Origin of the sequence: Paenibacillus sp. FSL R7-0331 (assembly GCF_000758645.1) — a bacterium.
GTDB lineage: Bacteria > Bacillota > Bacilli > Paenibacillales > Paenibacillaceae > Paenibacillus_AQ > Paenibacillus_AQ camerounensis.
The window spans coordinates 3,552,102-3,569,969 of record NZ_CP009284.1; the positions used below are offsets into that span (position 1 = coordinate 3,552,102).

General features: G+C 52.5%; 15 protein-coding genes. 14 read left to right on the forward strand and 1 reads right to left on the reverse strand.

Going from position 1 to position 17,868, the window contains the following annotated elements; genetic code table 11:
* The first annotated feature begins 286 nt into the window (after nt 1-286).
* From R70331_RS14925 to ilvB, 12 genes are all read left to right on the forward strand, one after another.
* Nucleotides 287-3,961, forward strand: coding sequence for a nitrate reductase subunit alpha (locus tag R70331_RS14925; protein ID WP_042176782.1), 3,675 nt, complete (start codon nt 287-289; stop codon nt 3,959-3,961).
* The gene (gene narH / locus R70331_RS14930; RefSeq protein WP_042176784.1) at nt 3,951-5,522 is read left to right on the forward strand and encodes a nitrate reductase subunit beta; all 1,572 of its coding nucleotides are present in this window, start codon (nt 3,951-3,953) and stop codon (nt 5,520-5,522) included. Before R70331_RS14925 ends, narH begins: the two co-directional genes overlap by 11 nt.
* Nucleotides 5,515-6,081 (forward strand): nitrate reductase molybdenum cofactor assembly chaperone, encoded by a 567-nt coding sequence (narJ, locus tag R70331_RS14935; protein ID WP_042176785.1) that lies wholly within the window; start codon nt 5,515-5,517, stop codon nt 6,079-6,081. Before narH ends, narJ begins: the two co-directional genes overlap by 8 nt.
* On the forward strand, nt 6,078-6,764 hold the full coding sequence (gene narI / locus R70331_RS14940) for a respiratory nitrate reductase subunit gamma (RefSeq protein ID WP_042176787.1): 687 nt from the start codon (nt 6,078-6,080) through the stop codon (nt 6,762-6,764). The genes narJ and narI overlap by 4 nt, the downstream gene beginning before the upstream one ends.
* Nucleotides 6,765-6,813: 49 nt before the next feature.
* On the forward strand, nt 6,814-7,272 hold the full coding sequence (locus R70331_RS14945; RefSeq protein ID WP_042176790.1) for a GAF domain-containing protein: 459 nt from the start codon (nt 6,814-6,816) through the stop codon (nt 7,270-7,272).
* Nucleotides 7,273-7,304: 32 nt separating this feature from the next.
* Complete coding sequence (locus tag R70331_RS14950) at nt 7,305-8,348, forward strand: sensor histidine kinase (RefSeq protein ID WP_042182719.1); 1,044 nt, start codon at nt 7,305-7,307, stop codon at nt 8,346-8,348.
* Nucleotides 8,345-8,992, forward strand: coding sequence for a response regulator transcription factor (locus tag R70331_RS14955; RefSeq protein WP_042176792.1), 648 nt, complete (start codon nt 8,345-8,347; stop codon nt 8,990-8,992). The genes R70331_RS14950 and R70331_RS14955 overlap by 4 nt, the downstream gene beginning before the upstream one ends.
* A gap of 23 nt (nt 8,993-9,015) precedes the next feature.
* Complete coding sequence (locus tag R70331_RS14960; protein WP_042176794.1) at nt 9,016-9,543, forward strand: hemerythrin domain-containing protein; 528 nt, start codon at nt 9,016-9,018, stop codon at nt 9,541-9,543.
* Between the two features lie 203 nt (nt 9,544-9,746).
* Nucleotides 9,747-11,237, forward strand: a complete 1,491-nt coding sequence (locus tag R70331_RS14965) for a nitrate/nitrite transporter (RefSeq protein ID WP_042176795.1) — start codon at nt 9,747-9,749, stop codon at nt 11,235-11,237.
* Nucleotides 11,238-11,280: 43 nt separating this feature from the next.
* On the forward strand, nt 11,281-12,534 hold the full coding sequence (locus tag R70331_RS14970; protein ID WP_042176797.1) for a molybdopterin molybdotransferase MoeA: 1,254 nt from the start codon (nt 11,281-11,283) through the stop codon (nt 12,532-12,534).
* Between the two features lie 26 nt (nt 12,535-12,560).
* Complete coding sequence (moaA, locus tag R70331_RS14975; protein ID WP_042182721.1) at nt 12,561-13,577, forward strand: GTP 3',8-cyclase MoaA; 1,017 nt, start codon at nt 12,561-12,563, stop codon at nt 13,575-13,577.
* 104 nt (nt 13,578-13,681) lie between these two features.
* Nucleotides 13,682-15,358, forward strand: coding sequence for a biosynthetic-type acetolactate synthase large subunit (ilvB, locus tag R70331_RS14980; RefSeq protein WP_042176799.1), 1,677 nt, complete (start codon nt 13,682-13,684; stop codon nt 15,356-15,358).
* Nucleotides 15,359-15,442: 84 nt separating this feature from the next.
* Here ilvB and R70331_RS14985 read toward each other — a convergent pair whose 3' ends face one another.
* Nucleotides 15,443-16,156, reverse strand: a complete 714-nt coding sequence (locus tag R70331_RS14985; RefSeq protein ID WP_052419068.1) for a YwiC-like family protein — start codon at nt 16,154-16,156, stop codon at nt 15,443-15,445.
* A 243-nt stretch (nt 16,157-16,399) separates the two neighbouring features.
* On the opposite strand from R70331_RS14985, the gene R70331_RS14990 reads away from it, so the two are divergent.
* The gene (locus tag R70331_RS14990; protein WP_042176802.1) at nt 16,400-17,170 is read left to right on the forward strand and encodes an amino acid ABC transporter substrate-binding protein; all 771 of its coding nucleotides are present in this window, start codon (nt 16,400-16,402) and stop codon (nt 17,168-17,170) included.
* Nucleotides 17,171-17,198: 28 nt separating this feature from the next.
* Nucleotides 17,199-17,858 carry an amino acid ABC transporter permease gene (locus R70331_RS14995; RefSeq protein WP_042176803.1) on the forward strand — a complete coding sequence of 220 codons (660 nt, stop codon included), beginning with the start codon at nt 17,199-17,201 and terminating at the stop codon, nt 17,856-17,858.
* The last annotated feature ends 10 nt before the right edge of the window (nt 17,859-17,868 follow it).

Consider the following 17,868-nt stretch of genomic DNA (forward strand, 5'->3'; position numbering starts at 1 on the left):
TTGAATCAGTATAGCATATTCGCGGGTAGTGAAATCCCCGGTAAGGTATTCCCCGTACAACAAAGAGGGAACTCCCTATGCGGGCTTCCCGCAGTGAAGAAATAGGCTTGCAGCGGCGCATTTCCCGGCTTTGGGAGAGGCGTATTTGATGTTTCAGCAGATCAAGGGAATTCCCGTGGCGCAATAGGTGTTTCCCTAATGGGAACTGCCGGCCTGCAGATCCATAATGGTATTAATTGAATGATTGACTAGATTCGCTTCATTCGCAAAGGAGTGTTCGTAACCGATGAAGAAGAAATTCGGCCTTAACTTTTTTAAACCGATCGAGAGCTATTCCGGGAAATGGTCCATTCTTGAAGAGAAAAATAGAGATTGGGAAGATATGTACCGCCAGCGCTGGTCTCACGATAAAGTCGTCCGTACCACACACGGAGTAAACTGTACCGGCTCCTGCAGCTGGAAGGTGTTCGTGAAGAACGGAATTATCACCTGGGAAAATCAGCAGATCGACTATCCTTCCTGCGGTCCGGATATGCCGGAGTTCGAACCCCGCGGCTGTCCGCGCGGAGCCACCTTCTCGTGGTATGAGTACAGCCCGCTGCGTGTGAAATATCCTTATGTACGCGGTAAGCTGTGGCGGCTGTGGCAGGCTGCCCTTCAGGAGCACGGTAACTATATTGATGCCTGGGCAAGTATTGTCGAAGATCCGGAGAAAGCCAGCCAGTATAAAAAAGCGCGCGGCAAAGGCGGACATATCCGCGTAGCCTGGGACGATGTGCTGCATCTGATCTCGGCACAGCTGATCTACACGATCCGCAAGTACGGACCGGACCGGATCGCCGGCTTTACGCCGATTCCGGCCATGTCGATGGTCAGCTATGCTTCAGGCGCCCGCTTTATCTCGCTGCTCGGCGGCCAGATGCTGAGCTTCTACGACTGGTATGCCGATCTGCCGCCGGCTTCCCCGCAAATCTGGGGAGAGCAGACGGATGTGCCGGAGTCCTCAGACTGGTACAATTCCGGCTATCTGATCATGTGGGGCTCGAATGTCCCGCTGACACGCACACCGGATGCCCACTTTATGACTGAGGTCCGCTACAAGGGAACCAAGGTTGTCTCGGTTGCACCTGACCTGGCGGAGAATGTGAAATTCGCCGACAACTGGCTGGCACCGAATCCGGGCACGGATGCGGCAGTAGCCCAGGCCATGACGCATGTCATTCTGAGTGAATTCTACCAGGAGCGGCAAGAGCCGATGTTCCTGAATTATGCCAAGCAATATACGGATATGCCGTTCCTGATTCTGCTTGATCCGCATGAAGATGCCTGGAAGGGCGGACGCTTCCTGCGGGCAAGCGACCTCGGAGACAGCACGCCGCATTCTGACTGGAAGCCGGTCATCTATGATGAGGCAGCCGGTAAAGTGATTGTCCCTAACGGCACGATGGGCCAGCGCTGGGAAGAAGGCAAGAAGTGGAACCTGATTCTTGAGAATGAAGACGGCAGTAAGGTTGAGCCGGCCCTCAGTATTGAAGGCCATGGCGAGGAATGGACAGAAATCGTATTCCCGTTCTTCGACAATGCCGGCAACGGCACGTTCCGCCGGGTGATTCCAGCCCGCAAATTGCGGCTTGCTGACGGAACTGAACGTTATGTAGCGACTGTCTATGATCTGATGCTTAGCCAGTACGGGATTGCCCGCACGGACAGCCCGCTTAACGCCAAAGACTATTATGATGAAGCGTCCCATTATACTCCGGCGTGGCAGGAGAGTATTACGACGGTGAAAGCAAGCGTCGTAGTGCAGATCGCCCGCGAATTTGCACAGAACGCAATTGATACAGGCGGCCGATCCATGATTATCATGGGCGCAGGTATTAATCACTGGTTCAACAGTGATACCATCTACCGTTCCATTCTGAATCTGGTGGTCCTGACCGCTTCGCAGGGCGTTAACGGCGGCGGCTGGGCGCATTATGTCGGGCAGGAGAAATGCCGGCCGATTGAAGGCTGGTCGACTGTAGCTTTTGCGAAAGACTGGCAGGGTCCGGCACGGCAGCAGAATGCGACCTCATTCTTCTACTTTGCAACCGAGCAGTGGCGTTATGAAGAGAGCGGCACCGATTCGCTGAAATCTCCGACCGGCGGTGAGCTTGCCTACCAGCATCCGGCTGATTACAACGTACTGGCAGCACGTCTTGGCTGGCTGCCCTCCTTCCCTCAGTTCAACAAGAACAGCCTGCTGTTCGCGGAGGAAGCTGCACAGGAAGGCAAAACGTCCAACAGTGAGATCATCGGCCATGCGCTGGAGGAGATCAAATCACGGAAAACCCGCTTTGCAGTGGAAGATCCCGGCGCACCGGAGAACTTCCCGCGTTCGCTCTTTATCTGGCGTTCCAATCTGATCTCAAGCTCCGCCAAAGGCCAGGAGTACTTCATGAAGCATCTGCTGGGCGCTTCAGACGGACTGCTTGCCGAGCCGAATGAAGAGCAGAAGCCGGAGGAAATTATCTGGCGTGAGGATGTAGAAGGCAAGCTGGATCTGATGGTTGCGATGGACTTCCGGATGACGACCACTCCGCTCTATGCAGATATTGTGCTGCCGGCGGCAACCTGGTACGAGAAAACGGATCTTTCGTCCACGGACATGCATCCGTTCGTTCATCCGTTCAACCCGGCGGTCAATCCGCTGTGGGAATCGCGTTCGGACTGGGATATTTACCGCCAGCTATCTGAGGTGTTCTCCGAAATGGCGAAAACCCATCTGCCGGGCGTATACAAGGACCTTGTCTCATCGCCGCTCGGACATGACTCGATCAGTGAAATTTCCCAGCCGATGGGTCTGGTTAAAGACTGGGCTAAGGGTGAAGTTGAGGCTATTCCGGGCAAAACGATGCCTAACCTGAGTATTGTGGAGCGTGACTATACCAAAATTCACGATAAATATATATCGCTTGGACCAAATCTGGCTGTCGGAAAGGCCGGCGCGCACGGCGTCAGCTTCTCGGTTGCTGAAGAATATGAGGAATTAAAGAAGCTTAGCGGCGTTTACTTTGATGAATCGATCAAAAACGGCCTGCCGAAGCTGCAAACGGCCCGCCAGGCGGCAGATACGATTCTGCATCTGTCCTCGGCAACCAACGGACGTGTATCCCAGAAGGCCTACGAATCGGCCGAGAAGGATCACGGGGTTCCGCTGAAAGATATTTCAGCAGACCGTGCAGCGGAGAAGATTACCTTCCAGAGCATTACTGCACAGCCGCGTGAGGTCATTCCGACACCGGTGTTCAGCGGCTCGAACAAGCAGGGCCGCCGCTATTCGCCGTTTACTACGAATATCGAACGTCTTGTGCCGTTCCGTACACTGACCGGAAGACAGCATTTCTATATTGATCATGAAATTTTCCTGCAGTACGGGGAATCCCTGCCTGTATTCAAGCCGACACTGCCGCCGATGGTTTTCGGACCGCGTGACAAGGCAGTCAAGGGCGGCCAGGATTCACTGGTGCTGAGATATTTGACACCGCACGGTAAATGGAATATTCACTCCACCTACCAGGATAACCAGCATATGCTGACCCTGTTCCGCGGAGGCCCGACGGTATGGATCAACAATGACGATGCGGCAGCCCATAACATTGCCGATAATGACTGGCTGGAAGTATACAACCGTAACGGGGTCGTTACTGCACGGGCGGTGGTCAGCCACCGGATGCCAAGAGGCACCATGTTCATGTACCATGCCCAGGACAAGCATATTCAAGTGCCGGGGTCGGAGATTACCGATACCCGCGGCGGAAGCCATAATGCGCCAACCCGGATTCACCTGAAGCCTACCCAGATGGTCGGCGGATACGCACAGCTCAGCTACGGTTTCAACTACTATGGTCCGATCGGCAACCAGCGGGATGTCTACGTAGCCGTACGCAAAATGAAGGAGGTTAACTGGCTTGAAAATTAAAGCGCAAGTTGCAATGGTAATGAATCTGGATAAATGCATCGGCTGTCATACCTGCAGTGTTACCTGTAAAACGACCTGGACCAACCGCAAGGGTGCGGAATACATGTGGTTCAACAACGTGGAGACGAAGCCCGGGATCGGCTATCCGAAGCGCTGGGAGGACCAGGAGCTCTACAAGGGCGGCTGGCAGCTGCGCAAAGGCAAGCTTGAGCTAAAGTCCGGTAACAAGCTGTCCAAGATTGCCCTCGGTAAAATCTTTTATAACCCGGATATGCCGGAAATGAAGGATTACTATGAGCCATGGACCTATAACTACGAGCATCTGACTAACGCGGGGGAACAGAAGCACTCACCTGTAGCACGGGCGCATTCGGCTGTAACCGGCGAGAAGATGGATCTGGAGTGGGGCCCGAACTGGGAGGATGATCTGGCAGGGGCGCATGTTACCGGTCCGCTTGACCCGAACATCCAGAAGATTGAGGAAGAGATCAAGTTCAACTTCGAGAAGTCGTTCATGATCTACCTGCCCCGCCTCTGTGAGCATTGCCTGAATCCGAGCTGCGTCGCTTCCTGTCCTTCAGGAGCGATGTACAAACGGGACGAGGACGGCATTGTCCTGGTTGACCAGGAAGCCTGCCGCGGCTGGAGATACTGCATGACCGGCTGTCCTTACAAGAAGGTATACTTCAACTGGCAGACCAATAAGGCCGAGAAATGCACCTTCTGCTTCCCGCGTGTGGAGGCAGGGCTGCCGACGGTATGCTCTGAGACCTGTACCGGACGTATCCGCTATCTGGGCGTGCTGCTCTATGATGCTGATAAAGTGCTTGATGCGGCTTCTACGCCAAATGAGCAGGATCTGTACAAGGCGCAATGTGACCTGTTCATGAATCCGCATGATCCGGAAGTGATTGCCCAGGCGAGAAAAGACGGTATCTCCGAGGATTGGCTGGAAGCTGCCCAGAATTCTCCGGTCTACAAGCTGGCGATCGAGCACAAGCTGGCCTTCCCGCTGCATCCGGAATACCGGACACTGCCGATGGTCTGGTATGTACCGCCGCTTAGCCCGATCATGAACTACTTTGAAGGCAAGGATTCACTGAAGAATCCGGATATGATTTTCCCGGCGATTGAAGAAATGCGCACGCCGATTCAATATCTGGCTAATATGCTGACTGCAGGTGATACGGAGACGGTAAAAGAAGCCTTGCAGCGGATGGCAATGATGCGCTCGTACATGCGCGCCCAGTCGTCAGGCCAGGAGTTCGATCTGAGCCGTCTCGACCGTGTCGGCATGACTGCTCAGCAGACAGAGGAAATGTACCGGCTGCTGGCGATTGCCAAATATGAGGACCGGTTCGTCATCCCGACCTCACACAAAGAGCAGCATATGAATCCTTACCGTGCACAGGGTTCTGCGGGCTACGGCAACGGAATGGGCGATATGGGCACAGGCTCCGGCTGTGACGGCTGCGGTGCTGCCAGCTCCATCGGCGAAAGCCTGAAGACCGGCAAAGACATGTATGAGGAGAATTTCTACGGGGGGATTTGGCGTGATTGATCTGACCCAATTGTACAGCTACAAGGAATCCTTCGGTTATTTCGCCCTGCAGCTCATGTATCCCGAGAAGCTGGATTTTCATCCGGCTTTTCTGGAGGAGGCGTTCAGCCAGGATCATCCCGGCTACGCCCATGTGCACACGTACTGGACACTTATGCAGGACTACAGCCTGGAGGAGATTCAGGAGAGCTATGCAGCCACCTTTGATTTTCAGAAGGACTGCGCTTTGTATATGACATATTTCAAGTTTGAGGATGCCAAGGAACGGGGACAGATGCTGGCTAAGCTGAAGCTGCTCTATGAAATGTTCGGACTGGAGATGCCTGAAGGGGAGCTGCCCGACTTCCTGCCGCTGATGTGCGAGTTCCTGTATGCCGCAGAATGGCTGGACAATCCGGATGCACCGGAAAACTTCCGGATGCTGATAGCGATCCTGGAGGATGGCACGTTCCATCTGCTCAAGGCGCTTGAGAAAAGCAACAGTCCCTATTTCCATCTGGTGAAGGGGCTGCGCGTAACATTTAAAGCTTGTGCAGAACAGGAGGCCCTGAGCCAATGAATATGTACGGTCAGTTTTTATGGGTCATTTTCCCTTATATGTGCCTGGTGGTTTTTATATTCGGGCATATCTTCCGCTACCGCAAGGACCAGTTCAACTGGACGGCCAAATCCAGTGAGTTTATTGAGAAAAAGCAGCTGAAGTTCGGCAGCATCCTGTTCCACCTCGGGATTATGCCGGTTATTCTCGGCCATATCGGCGGTCTTGCCGTTCCTAAGTCATGGCTGGAGGCTGTCGGCGTCAGTGATCATATGTATCATATCGGAGCTGTGTATATCGGCGGAATCTTCGGTTTTGCTACACTGGCAGGCATGCTGATTCTGACCTCGCGGCGCTTTACGATTAAGAACGTCCGCAGGCTCAGCTCCGCATCTGACCTGATTGTCAATTCGTTGCTTCTATTTATAGTGTTTATGGGGATGTACTCCACCATTGTTACGAATGCCGTACAGCCGGAATTTGATTACCGTGACACGATTTCCGTCTGGTTCCGCGGACTGTTTATGTTCCGTCCGGACCCGTCCCTGATGACGGATGTACCGTTCTCCTTCAAGCTGCATATCCTATCCGGCTTTGCCATCTTTGCCTTTTGGCCGTTCACCCGGCTGGTCCATGTCTGGAGTGTTCCGTTGAATTATATAGGCAGAAGTTATATTCTATACAGAAGAAATAAAACGAATTAAAGGAAAGAATAACGGTAGTTCTTTCCCTGTTCAAATAGGAGTGGAAACGATGAGTAACAAGGTGGATTACCAGGGGGAGCTTGACGAGATCCGCATGGCGCTGGGGTATGACTTCATATCCCTGGCGCTTGCTGAACCGGCTGAATACGATTATGTGATCCGTTGGAAATACGCCTCCGGGAACACGAATGAACGTTACAAACGGATCGTTCTGCAATCAGGCAGAGGGATAGCGGGAATTGTGTTCAAGACCGGAAAACCGTTTCTGCTGCCTTCTGTAGAGAAAGATGTACAGCCGGACTCCTTATTTACTTTTCCCATTACCAAAATGGAGAATTTAAGCAGTATAGCCGCTGTACCCGTCTGGAGTGATGCCCGTGTAGCCGGTGTGCTGCTGGGCGGATTCCGAGGGGAGCGGCAGGTTACCCCGGAGATGGTGCAGGCACTGGAATTTACGGCACGCAGAGGAATCGGAGACTTGAACGGGAAGGAATTGTTGCTGAGTTGATTACACCCGGTAAAGATCTGACAAACCAGCTGATGAGCAGGCTCTTCGAGAACAGCACTGAAGCCATGTTCTTTTTTGACCGGGAAGGCAAGGCGCTCGCGATGAATCCGGCTGCTGAGAAAATTGTCGACCAGGATATTCTGAACCAGCTCAATCAGGGAAATCCCCTGGCTTTATGCGGTACCTGCCGGGGCTATACAAGCGAGACGGAGCTGCGTACCTGTCTGAACTGTTATTTTAATACACCGGATACGGATAACTTCACCTCTTATCAGGTTTATCTTGAGACGAGGGATAAGGGGATCGTCCCATACGCTGCCAGTTTTCATACCATTGATGCCGAGCAGGGAATTCGCGTTTTTATGCTCAGGGATTTAACGAGACAGTTCAAGACCCAGGAGAAGTTCTACCAGAACAAAATGATGAAGCATGTAATCGAAGCCCAGGAGAATGAGCGCAAACGGATCTCCCGGGAGCTGCATGACAGTGTAGCCCAGGAATTAATGAGTGCGGTCATTGACCTGCGGGTGCTTAAGTATATGACTGCTGACGAGCAGCTCCTGCGGAAGGTGAAGCAGACCGAGGTATCCATGACCCGGCTGCTCAGCGATATCCGCAATCTGTCTGTTGAGCTGCGGCCGGCGGCGCTCGATGATTTCGGGCTGGAGGCAGCCTTCCGTTCCCATTTCAAGCGGATGGAGCAGAGCTACGGGCTGATGATTGAGTTCGAATCCCGGCTGTCCGAGAAGCGCTATGGCAGTGAGATTGAAACCGTCGTCTACCGGGTATGTCAGGAGGCCGTGCTCAATGCGCTTAAGTATGCCCAGGTGGATAGTGTTAAGGTTACATTATCTGAACGGGACAGCTTCCTCCGGCTCCAGGTGGAAGACCAGGGCATCGGCTTTCATCCCGGCGACGAGCCCGCCGGAACCGGACTTGGCCTCTTTGGCATGCAGGAGCGTGCAGAGCTGGTCGGCGGAACGTTCAGCGTAGAATCGCAGCGGGGCCGGGGGACGAGGATTCTGCTGCTGGTTCCTGCAGGAAAGCTACAAGGGAAGGAAGGTGCGGCTGAATGAAGATCGTTATTGCTGATGACCATGCCATTGTCCGCAGCGGTTTCGCGATGATCCTAAATTTTCAGGATGATATCGAGGTGATCGGTACGGCGGCGGATGGCAGAGAGGCCTATGCACTGGTAGCCAAGCACCGGCCGGATATCCTGATTATGGATCTCAGCATGCCTCCGGGCGAGAGCGGGCTGATTGCAACCGGAAAGATCAAGGAGGATTATCCGGACACCCGGATTCTGATTCTGACCATGCATGATGACGAGGAATATCTGTTCCATGTGCTGAAGAACGGAGCATCAGGCTATGTGCTCAAAAGTGCTCCGGATGAGGAGCTGCTGCTGGCTATCCGGACCATTTATGAAGGCGGAACGTACATCCACCCGAAGATGGCTACCTCGCTGGTCCGTGAATTCATCAAAAAGGACAAGAATGTAACGACAGAGGATCTGTTCGAGCTGTTATCCAAACGGGAGCTGGAGATTCTGCCGCTGATCGCCAAGGGCTACGGCAACAAAGAAATTGCCGAGAAGCTGTTCATTTCGGTGAAGACAGTTGAAGCACATAAGGCGAAGATTATGGAGAAGCTGAACCTGAAGAGCCGGCCCGAGCTGGTTGAATATGCTTTGCGTAAAAAAATGCTGGATTTCTGACCGGCGAATGGAGGCGTAGCCGCATGTCTGAGATTGCAGGCCTGCAGTTTTCAACACCTGCCATGCGCATTCTTGAGAATGAACACCGCTATTTATCCTATCTGATGGGAGAATGGCATGCTGCCGTGCTCTGGTTCGAACAGGATAACATCAGTCTGGATGAAGGCAGGGTAAGACTACAAGAGCTGCGCGTGGCGATTATGGACTTTGTAATAACCCTAAAAAAGCATACCGAAAAGGAAGAAGAGCATTTCTTCCCGCTGCTGGGCCAATATATCGGCTTTGATCAGGGGCCGCTCGCCGGGATTCAGGAGGAGCACCGCGAGATTGACGGTTACATCGGGCATTTCCTCCATCATACCGGGAAAGAGGCTCAGCTGTTCTCAGTTGAGGATCTCCGGGCTGCCGTCAGAGATGCGGGGGAAGCGTTTGAGGTGCTGACCGTGCATTTTGTCAAAGAAGAAACGGTAGTGTTCCCGATGGCTGAGACCCTGCTGAGTCCCCGTGACCGTGAGCGGCTCTCCAGCAAACTGAATACACTGATTACTTGAGATAACAGCTGTTCCTTCCCGGAGCAGCTGTTTTACTGTACGAGTGCGGCAGAGATGCCGCCTTATTTTATTTTCAGGGATTACCCTGACAGGGACAGGGGACTCCCCTATATCTGATACGGGGGATCGGCAGATACAATGAGATCAGGAAAACTTCACTATATACAATCAGGAGAATAATTGGCGAAAAAGGTGAGAATGAAATGATCAAAAAAATGCAGTTGCCGCTTCAAACACTAAACCTGATAACCGGATTTATGGTATGGGTAATAATCTCTTCCCTCATGCCCTTTATTTCCGAGGATATCAGTATCCCGTCAGGCAAGCTGGCTATGGTTACTGCCATACCGGTGGTGCTCGGCTCAGTCCTGCGGATACCGCTGGGCTATTATGCCAACATTTTCGGGGCGCGCGTCATCTTTATGTGCAGCTTCATCCTGCTGCTGTTCCCGGTCTATTTCATCAGTGAGGCGACCACGATGGCACATCTGATTATCGGCGGAACCTTCCTTGGGATTGGAGGCGCGGTATTCTCAGTAGGGGTAACCTCGCTGCCCAAATATTATGCCAAGGAAAAGCACGGGCTGGTGAACGGGATCTACGGGATCGGAAATCTCGGGACTGCGGTTACCACTTTCTCAGCACCCATGGTCGCTGCACAGATCGGCTGGGGTCCTGCAGTGAAGCTGTATCTGATTCTGCTGCTTATCTTCATCGCCCTGAATTTTTTTATCGGGGACCGTCATGAGCCTAAGCTGAAGACGCCGATTATCGAACAGATTAAAGGGGTAGCCAAAAATGAGAAGCTCTGGCTGTTCTCGTTGTTCTATTTCATTACCTTTGGTTCCTTTGTGGCATTTACGATCTATCTTCCGGGCTTTCTGGTGTCCAGCTTTGGGCTGGAAAAGGTGGACGCGGGCATGCGTACAGCCGGATTTATTGCTGTAGCTACCTTCTTCCGTCCAGTCGGCGGCTGGCTGGCTGACAAGTTTCAGCCGCTGTTTCTGCTGATCGGCACCTTCAGTGTCTACACTGTTGCTGCAATTATATTGGCTTTTATGCCTTCCATGGGGCTCTATACCGCCGGGTGTCTGGCTATTGCCGTATGTGCAGGAATCGGAAACGGGGTTATCTTCAAGCTGGTTCCGCTGTATTTTAACAAGCAGGCGGGGATTGCCAACGGAATTGTATCGATGATGGGCGGTCTGGGCGGCTTTTTCCCGCCGATTATGCTGTCGATCATTTATGCGGCAACCGGCCAATATTCAATCGGCTTTATGCTGCTGTCCCAGGTTGCACTGGCCAGTCTGGTGCTCGTGGTATGGCTGTATTTTCAGGACAGGCTCGCGCTTACCTCGGAAGTGTTCAATTCAACCGGCCAGGGCATTATGGTTACAGATATAACAGGCCAGATTAAGTCCGTAAATCCTGCCTTTACGAGGCTTACAGGCTTTACAGAGGCTGAAGTGCTTGGCAGGCAGCCAAGCGTCCTGAAATCAGGCCGCCAGTCCAAGGATTTCTATAATCTGATGTGGAATGAGATCAGGGAGAAGGGCATGTGGCAGGGAGAAATCTGGAATAAGCGCAAGAATGGCCAGGAGTATCTGCAATGGCTCAATATCAGCGCTGTGAAGGATGAGACAGGCGAAGATGTGCGTTATGTAGGTACGTTCAGCGATATTACGAATAAATAACCGGCCGCAGGGCCGGGTTCCAGTATAGCGAGGTTAGGAGCAGATGAAGGTGGAGAAGACTAGAAATCCAGTCAGCGTGGCAGAAGCAGTAGCCAGAGTGATTGCCAAAGCCGGCCGCACCGGCACGGAAAGTGTACCGCTTGCCGAAAGCTATGGACGCATCCTTGCTGAGCCGCTGACCGCGACGCATGATGTGCCGCATTTCACACGCTCGCCGTATGATGGCTATGCCATCCGGTCAGGTGATTCTGCTGAAGCATCCGGCGGTAACCGTGTACCATTCACTGTGGTGGATCATATCGGCGCAGGCCAGGTATCAGAGGTACATGTAGGCGCATATGAAGCAGTCCGGCTGATGACAGGGGCTGCACTTCCTCCAGGTGCGGATGCGGTAGTTATGTTCGAGCAGACAGCCGAAGACGGTCCGAAGGGCTTTACGATCCGTAAAGCCTTTGCTGCCGGAGAGAACCTGTCCCTGCAAGGCGAGGATATGCAGGCAGGGGAGCAGATAATCCCGGCAGGCAGCTTCATCCAGCCCGGCACGATAGCACTGCTGGCCACGTTTGGTTACGCGCAGGTCAAGGTAGCCAGACGTCCGGTTGTCGGCATTCTGTCGACGGGAACAGAACTGCTGGATGTGACTTCTCCGCTGGAACCCGGTAAGATCCGTAACAGTAACGGCCCGATGATAGCCGCGCAGCTTGCCCGGATGGGTATCCCGTTCAAAATGTATAAAACAGCCGCCGATCAGATCGAGGAGTGTCTCCTGACAGTAGAAGAAGCGCTCTCGGAAACCGATTGCCTCATTACTACAGGCGGCGTATCTGTCGGAGATTATGATTTTTTGCCTGAAATCTATTCGCGGATCGGGGCAGAGGTGCTGTTCAACAAAGTGGCGATGCGTCCGGGAAGTGTAACTACAGTTGCTGTCTCGGCGGATAAATACCTGTTCGGACTGTCGGGTAATCCATCAGCCTGCTTTACCGGCTTCGAGCTGTTCGTCAGGCCTGCCCTGCTGCAAATGACAGGGGCGGAGAAAGTGTATCTGCCCTATACAAAGGCAGTGCTTGCTGAGGATTTCTGCAAAGCAAATCCGTTCACCCGGTTTATCCGGGCGGTGTACGACGGCTTCTCGGTGCGGCCAGCCGGATTCAATAAATCCAATGCTGTATCCTCGATTGCACGGGGGAATTCCCTGATTGTGCTTCCGGGAGGAACAAGAGGCTATGCCTCAGGAACTGCTGTGGATGTACTGCTGCTGGGTGTTGAAGAAGGAACTGATGAATGGCTTGTGTAAGCATGCAGGAAGGGAGAACCAGACAGATGAGAACATTACCCGTACAAGATCAATTGCGCCGTCCGATCCGCGACTTACGAATCTCCGTAACAGACCGGTGCAATTTCAGGTGCTCCTACTGCATGCCCAAAGAGCTATTCGGGGATGACTATGCCTTTCTTCCCGGCAGTGAGCTGTTGAGCTTTGACGAAATCCGCCGGCTGACCATGCTGTTCGTCTCCCTCGGTGTAACCAAAATCCGTCTAACCGGCGGTGAACCGCTTTTGCGGCGTGATCTTCCTGTGCTTGTTGAAGGCCTGCGAGCGATGGACGGGGTGGAGGACATGGGCTTGACCACTAACGGAGTACTGCTGGGACAGCAGGCAGAGCCGTTATACGCAGCAGGACTGCGCAGGCTCAATGTCAGCCTCGATGCACTTGACCCTGACTTGTTCGGGCAAATGAACGGTCGGGGCTTGAAATCCGGGGTTATTCTGAAGAACATCGAACATGCTGTAGATACCGGGTTCGAGGTTAAGGTGAATATGGTTGTGCAGCGGGGTGTCAACGAATCGCAGATCGAACCGATGGCGCGTTATTTCAAGGAAAAGAAGATTACACTGCGGTTCATTGAGTTCATGGATGTCGGCAATGACAACGGCTGGAGCTTTAAGAAGGTGGTCACCAAAAAGGAAATACTGGAGCGCCTCCAAACCAGCTTCGATATGGAGGCGCTTGGCCATAGTTACTTTGGTGAAGTTGCTGAACGTTACCGTTACAAGGACAGCGGGGCAGAGGTCGGCTTTATCACTTCAGTCTCGGAATCGTTCTGCTCCTCCTGCACACGGGCCAGATTGTCATCCGAAGGAAAATTCTACACCTGCCTCTTTGCTTCCAGCGGTCTGGATCTTAGAGCCATGCTCCGCAGCGGAGCAGATGACGACAGCCTGCTGAAGGCTATCCGGACAGTATGGGAGCAGCGGAGTGACCGTTACTCCGATGAACGGACAGAGCAGACTGCCCGCAGCAGAACTAAGATCGGTATGTCCTATATCGGAGGCTAGCTTAAACTGTCATCATCCTCTCAATATGATCTATCTATTACAACATGTTACCCGTAATCGCTTGTCCGTAAAACACATTCATAAGACTGGAGACGATTGTACCTATGAACGGAGCTAAGCTGCTGATTCAGATGCTGATCGAAAAAGATGTGGAGACGATATTCGGATACCCGGGCGGTGCGGTACTGCCGTTGTATGATGCGTTATATGATTGTGACAGGATTCAGCATGTTCTGGTCCGTCATGAGCAGGCGGCGGTCCATGCAGCGGACGGCTATGCCAGGGCAACCGGACTTACAGGTGTGGCGCTGGTTACCAGCGGGCCAGGTGCTACCAATGCAGTGACCGGTATTGCTACCGCGTTCATGGATTCAGTACCGCTGATTGTTTTTACCGGTCAGGTGTCAACAGAGCTTATCGGTCTCGACAGCTTTCAGGAAGTGGATATTTACGGGATGACGATGCCGATAACCAAACATAATTATATTGTCAGGGAGGTCGCTGACCTGCCGCGAATTATACATGAAGCCTTTTATGTGGCGGCAACCGGACGGCCCGGACCGGTACTGATTGACCTGCCCAAGAATGTGATGAATGCGGAAGTGCCGGACAGCCGTTATCCTGCTGAAACGATGAACCTGCCGTATATACGCGGTTATCAGCCGGACCATTCCATTGCCCAAGCTGATATTCTGCTGGCTGCGGAGCAGCTAAGTAGCGCGAAACGGCCGCTCATCCTGATCGGGGGCGGATGTATGACGGATAATACACCTGCGCTGGTCCGGACATTTGCGGAGCAGTATCATTTACCGGTGGCCAGTACACTGATGGGTCTGGGCGCATTCCCTTCCAGTCATCCGCTGCATCTGGGCATGGTCGGGATGCATGGCAGTGTGGCTGCTAACCGTGCGCTGCAGAGCGCTGATGTTGTGCTGTGCCTCGGCGTCCGGTTCAGCGACCGTGTTACCGGCAACCGTAAGGCCTTTTCACCGGATTCCTACAAAATCCAAGTGGATATTGATAGCTCCGAGCTGAACAAGAACATTGAGATTGACCTTGCCATTACCGGCTCATGCGGTGAAATGCTTGAACGGCTAACAGGTAACATACATACAGCAGTATTAATGGACTGGGAACGGCAGATTCAGGACTGGCGCAGCCGATCGGCGAAAGTGAAACGCAAGACAGAGCAGAAGCTTGCCCCTCAGGAAGTAATCACCTGTCTGCAGAATGCCTCAGCCGGCGACGCTATTATCGCAACCGATGTAGGCCAGCATCAGATTTGGACAGCAACGCATTATCAATTTACCCAGCCTCGGTCGTTCCTGACTTCAGGAGGACTGGGTACCATGGGGTACGGCCTTCCGGCGGCAATCGGAGCTGCAGTAGCTTATCCGGACCGGCCAGTCGTCTGCATTACAGGGGATGGAAGCATTCAGATGAACATGCAGGAGATGATGACAGCCGTTGATTTGGGCCTGAATGTCAAGGTAGCCATCTTCAAGAACGGCTATCTCGGAATGGTGAGACAGTGGCAGCAGCTGTTTCTTGGCAAGCGTTATTCCTCAGTGCGGATCAGCTCACCGGATTTCGTTGCACTGGCCAAATCCTTCGGCGCACATGGCTTCAGTGCCCGCACACTTGATGAGGCAGAGCAGATTATTGATCTGGCGCTTCATACGGACGGCCTTGTTATCATGGAGTTCGATATTACCGAAGAGACGAATGTGTACCCGATTGTCCCTCCGGGATCAAGCAATCAGGATATGATTGTGGAATAGTCTGGTAATGTGTACTTAAAGAAGGCTGCTTGTCTATCGAAACACCGATAGACAAGCAGCCTCTTCTTTGTTATCGTGCACGTTCTAGAAGTACAGGATCAGCACACCTGCATATAACATGGCCGAAAAGAAGATTTCGGTTATACCGGTACGTTTTGCGGTAATTCCTGTCTTGGGCAGTACAGCTGCCCGCAGCAGCAGAATAAGCAGAGGCACTAACAGCGAGGGGAAGAGCAGCAGGCCTGCCGCTGCAAGCAGCAGATGATAAGCAACAGACACATAATAATAACGGATATTGTTCCGTTCCCGGATAATCGTTTTGACATACAGGGCAGTCCCGGTAAAGTACAGAGCAGACAAGAGGAACAGCTCTGTTGCCGTACGCCAGCTCTCTCCCTGTCCGACATAGAAGACCGGATAAATAATCAGGGAAAAGGCTATAATCGCTGAGATGTCGTTCACAAGTGCGCGTTCATTTTTTCTTTTGGCAAAATAGAGATTGACCGCGAAGAGCGGCAGCAGCGGCAGCACAAACCAGATCAGCTCAGGCTCGGCGATAACCAGATAACCGGCAAAAGGGATCAGCAGAAGCCCGTACAGCTTAAGCGGCTTGGCATAGCGCTGGAATCTGCCGGTTTTGACCCCCTGGAGCAGCGGGAAGCTGAACAGATAGATCAGCAGCCAGCAGATGAACAGCGGGATATGTATGGCTTTTCCTGCAGATGAAGCAATGCCGAACAGAAAGGGAAGGATCAGCATCGCCCACGCGCCGTGCTGGTTAGGGATGTATTGTTTCATATAGAGTACTCCTCCGTTTACCGGATTTTCTTCTATTATATATTTGCCGGCAAAACGGCTTGAGTGACCCGGCACACAATACCGCGATCTCACTGATATTTGTTAGAAAATTATCCATTGACATAGATGCCGATCACTCCTTTATCGACGCAGTTCACATCATATGTTATTATGATACCCTGATAACGTGTTAACGAACTAAAGCGCGTATGGACATTTAATTTTACTAGGGGGATTAGAGAGATGAGACGCAAGGGAGTATGGGTTTTATTAACAGTAATGATTATAGCGGTGCTTGCAGGCTGCTCCGGTTCAGGGAAAGATGATAACAAGCTGGTTATCGGGATTGATGACAAGTTTGCGCCAATGGGCTTCCGTGATGAGAACAATGACATCGTAGGATTTGATATTGATTATGCCAAGGCTGCTGCCGAAAAGATGGGCAAAGAGGTTACCTTCCAGCCGATCGACTGGTCTGCCAAGGAATCCGAGCTTAACAGCGGACGCATCGACATGATCTGGAACGGCTACACCATTACGGATGAGCGTAAGGAAAAGGTGTTGTTCACCAGACCGTACCTTGAAAACAGCCAGGTGGTAGTCGTGCTTGCCGATTCAAAGCTGACAGCACTTGCGGATCTTGCCGGCAAGGAGCTTGGGCTCCAGAGCCTGTCGTCCGCCGCTGATGCACTGGGTGCCAGTCCGGTCAAAGCAGAGGTTGCCGGTGTATCTGAGTTCCCGGATAACGTGCTTGCCTTGACTGACCTGAAATCAGGACGTCTTGACGGTGTAGTTATTGATGAAGTTGTAGCCAGATATTACATGTCCATTGAGCAGAATACATATAAGCTGCTGGATGAATCCCTCTCCCCTGAACAATACGGTGTGGGCATTAAGAAGGACAATCAGGCTTTGCTGGATGAACTGCAGAAGGCGCTGGATGAGCTGAGCAGTGACGGTACAGCGGCTGAAATTTCTACTAAATGGTTTGGCGAAAATAAAGTATTGAACTAGACAGCTTCCTTAGGAGTCGGTAGACGAAATGAGTATCGATTATATTATCCAGATTGCCGGGCCGATGCTTGAGGGGGCACGCACAACCGTGCTGCTGTTCCTGATCGTCATCGTTCTGTCCATCCCGCTCGGGATGCTGGTTACACTGATGGCCAAAAGCCGGATTAAACCGCTGTCCTGGCTGGCCCACACTTATATTTATGTTATGCGCGGTACTCCGCTGCTGCTGCAGCTGCTGTTCTTCTGCTTTGGACTGCCGCAGATCCCGGTCATCGGCGAGTATCTGGTTATGGACCGTTTTGTCGCAGCTGCCCTCGGCTTTATCCTGAACTATGGAGCCTATTTCGCAGAAATATTCCGCGGAGGACTGCTGTCCATTGATAAAGGACAGCATGAGGCGGCCAAGGTGCTCGGACTCAGCAAATGGCAGACCTTGCGCAAGGTCATTCTGGCCCAAATGTTCCGGGTTGCCCTGCCGGCAGTGGCGAATGAGTCAATCACACTCGTTAAAGATACAGCGCTGCTCTACGCTGTAGCAGTACCGGAGCTGCTGAATTATGCCAAGACTGCAGTAAACCGGGATTTTACAGTGACTCCGTTTGTTGTAGCAGGTATCATCTATTTGCTGATGACACTCGTGCTGACGCTGTTCTTCAAGCTGCTTGAGAAACGTTTCAAATTTGAGTAGAAGGGCTGTC

Excerpts from the sequence above, each read along its gene's own strand:
- R70331_RS14925 (WP_042176782.1), top strand. The coding sequence starts at position 287 with ATGAAGAAGAAATTCGGCCTTAACTTTTTTAAACCGATCGAGAGCTAT.
- narI (WP_042176787.1), top strand. The coding sequence starts at position 6,078 with ATGAATATGTACGGTCAGTTTTTATGGGTCATTTTCCCTTATATGTGC.
- R70331_RS14945 (WP_042176790.1), top strand. The coding sequence starts at position 6,814 with ATGAGTAACAAGGTGGATTACCAGGGGGAGCTTGACGAGATCCGCATG.
- R70331_RS14950 (WP_042182719.1), top strand. The coding sequence starts at position 7,305 with ATGAGCAGGCTCTTCGAGAACAGCACTGAAGCCATGTTCTTTTTTGAC.
- R70331_RS14955 (WP_042176792.1), top strand. The coding sequence starts at position 8,345 with ATGAAGATCGTTATTGCTGATGACCATGCCATTGTCCGCAGCGGTTTC.
- R70331_RS14960 (WP_042176794.1), top strand. The coding sequence starts at position 9,016 with ATGTCTGAGATTGCAGGCCTGCAGTTTTCAACACCTGCCATGCGCATT.
- R70331_RS14965 (WP_042176795.1), top strand. The coding sequence starts at position 9,747 with ATGATCAAAAAAATGCAGTTGCCGCTTCAAACACTAAACCTGATAACC.
- R70331_RS14970 (WP_042176797.1), top strand. The coding sequence starts at position 11,281 with ATGAAGGTGGAGAAGACTAGAAATCCAGTCAGCGTGGCAGAAGCAGTA.
- moaA (WP_042182721.1), top strand. The coding sequence starts at position 12,561 with ATGAGAACATTACCCGTACAAGATCAATTGCGCCGTCCGATCCGCGAC.
- ilvB (WP_042176799.1), top strand. The coding sequence starts at position 13,682 with ATGAACGGAGCTAAGCTGCTGATTCAGATGCTGATCGAAAAAGATGTG.
- R70331_RS14985 (WP_052419068.1), bottom strand. The coding sequence starts at position 16,156 with ATGAAACAATACATCCCTAACCAGCACGGCGCGTGGGCGATGCTGATC.
- R70331_RS14990 (WP_042176802.1), top strand. The coding sequence starts at position 16,400 with ATGAGACGCAAGGGAGTATGGGTTTTATTAACAGTAATGATTATAGCG.
- R70331_RS14995 (WP_042176803.1), top strand. The coding sequence starts at position 17,199 with ATGAGTATCGATTATATTATCCAGATTGCCGGGCCGATGCTTGAGGGG.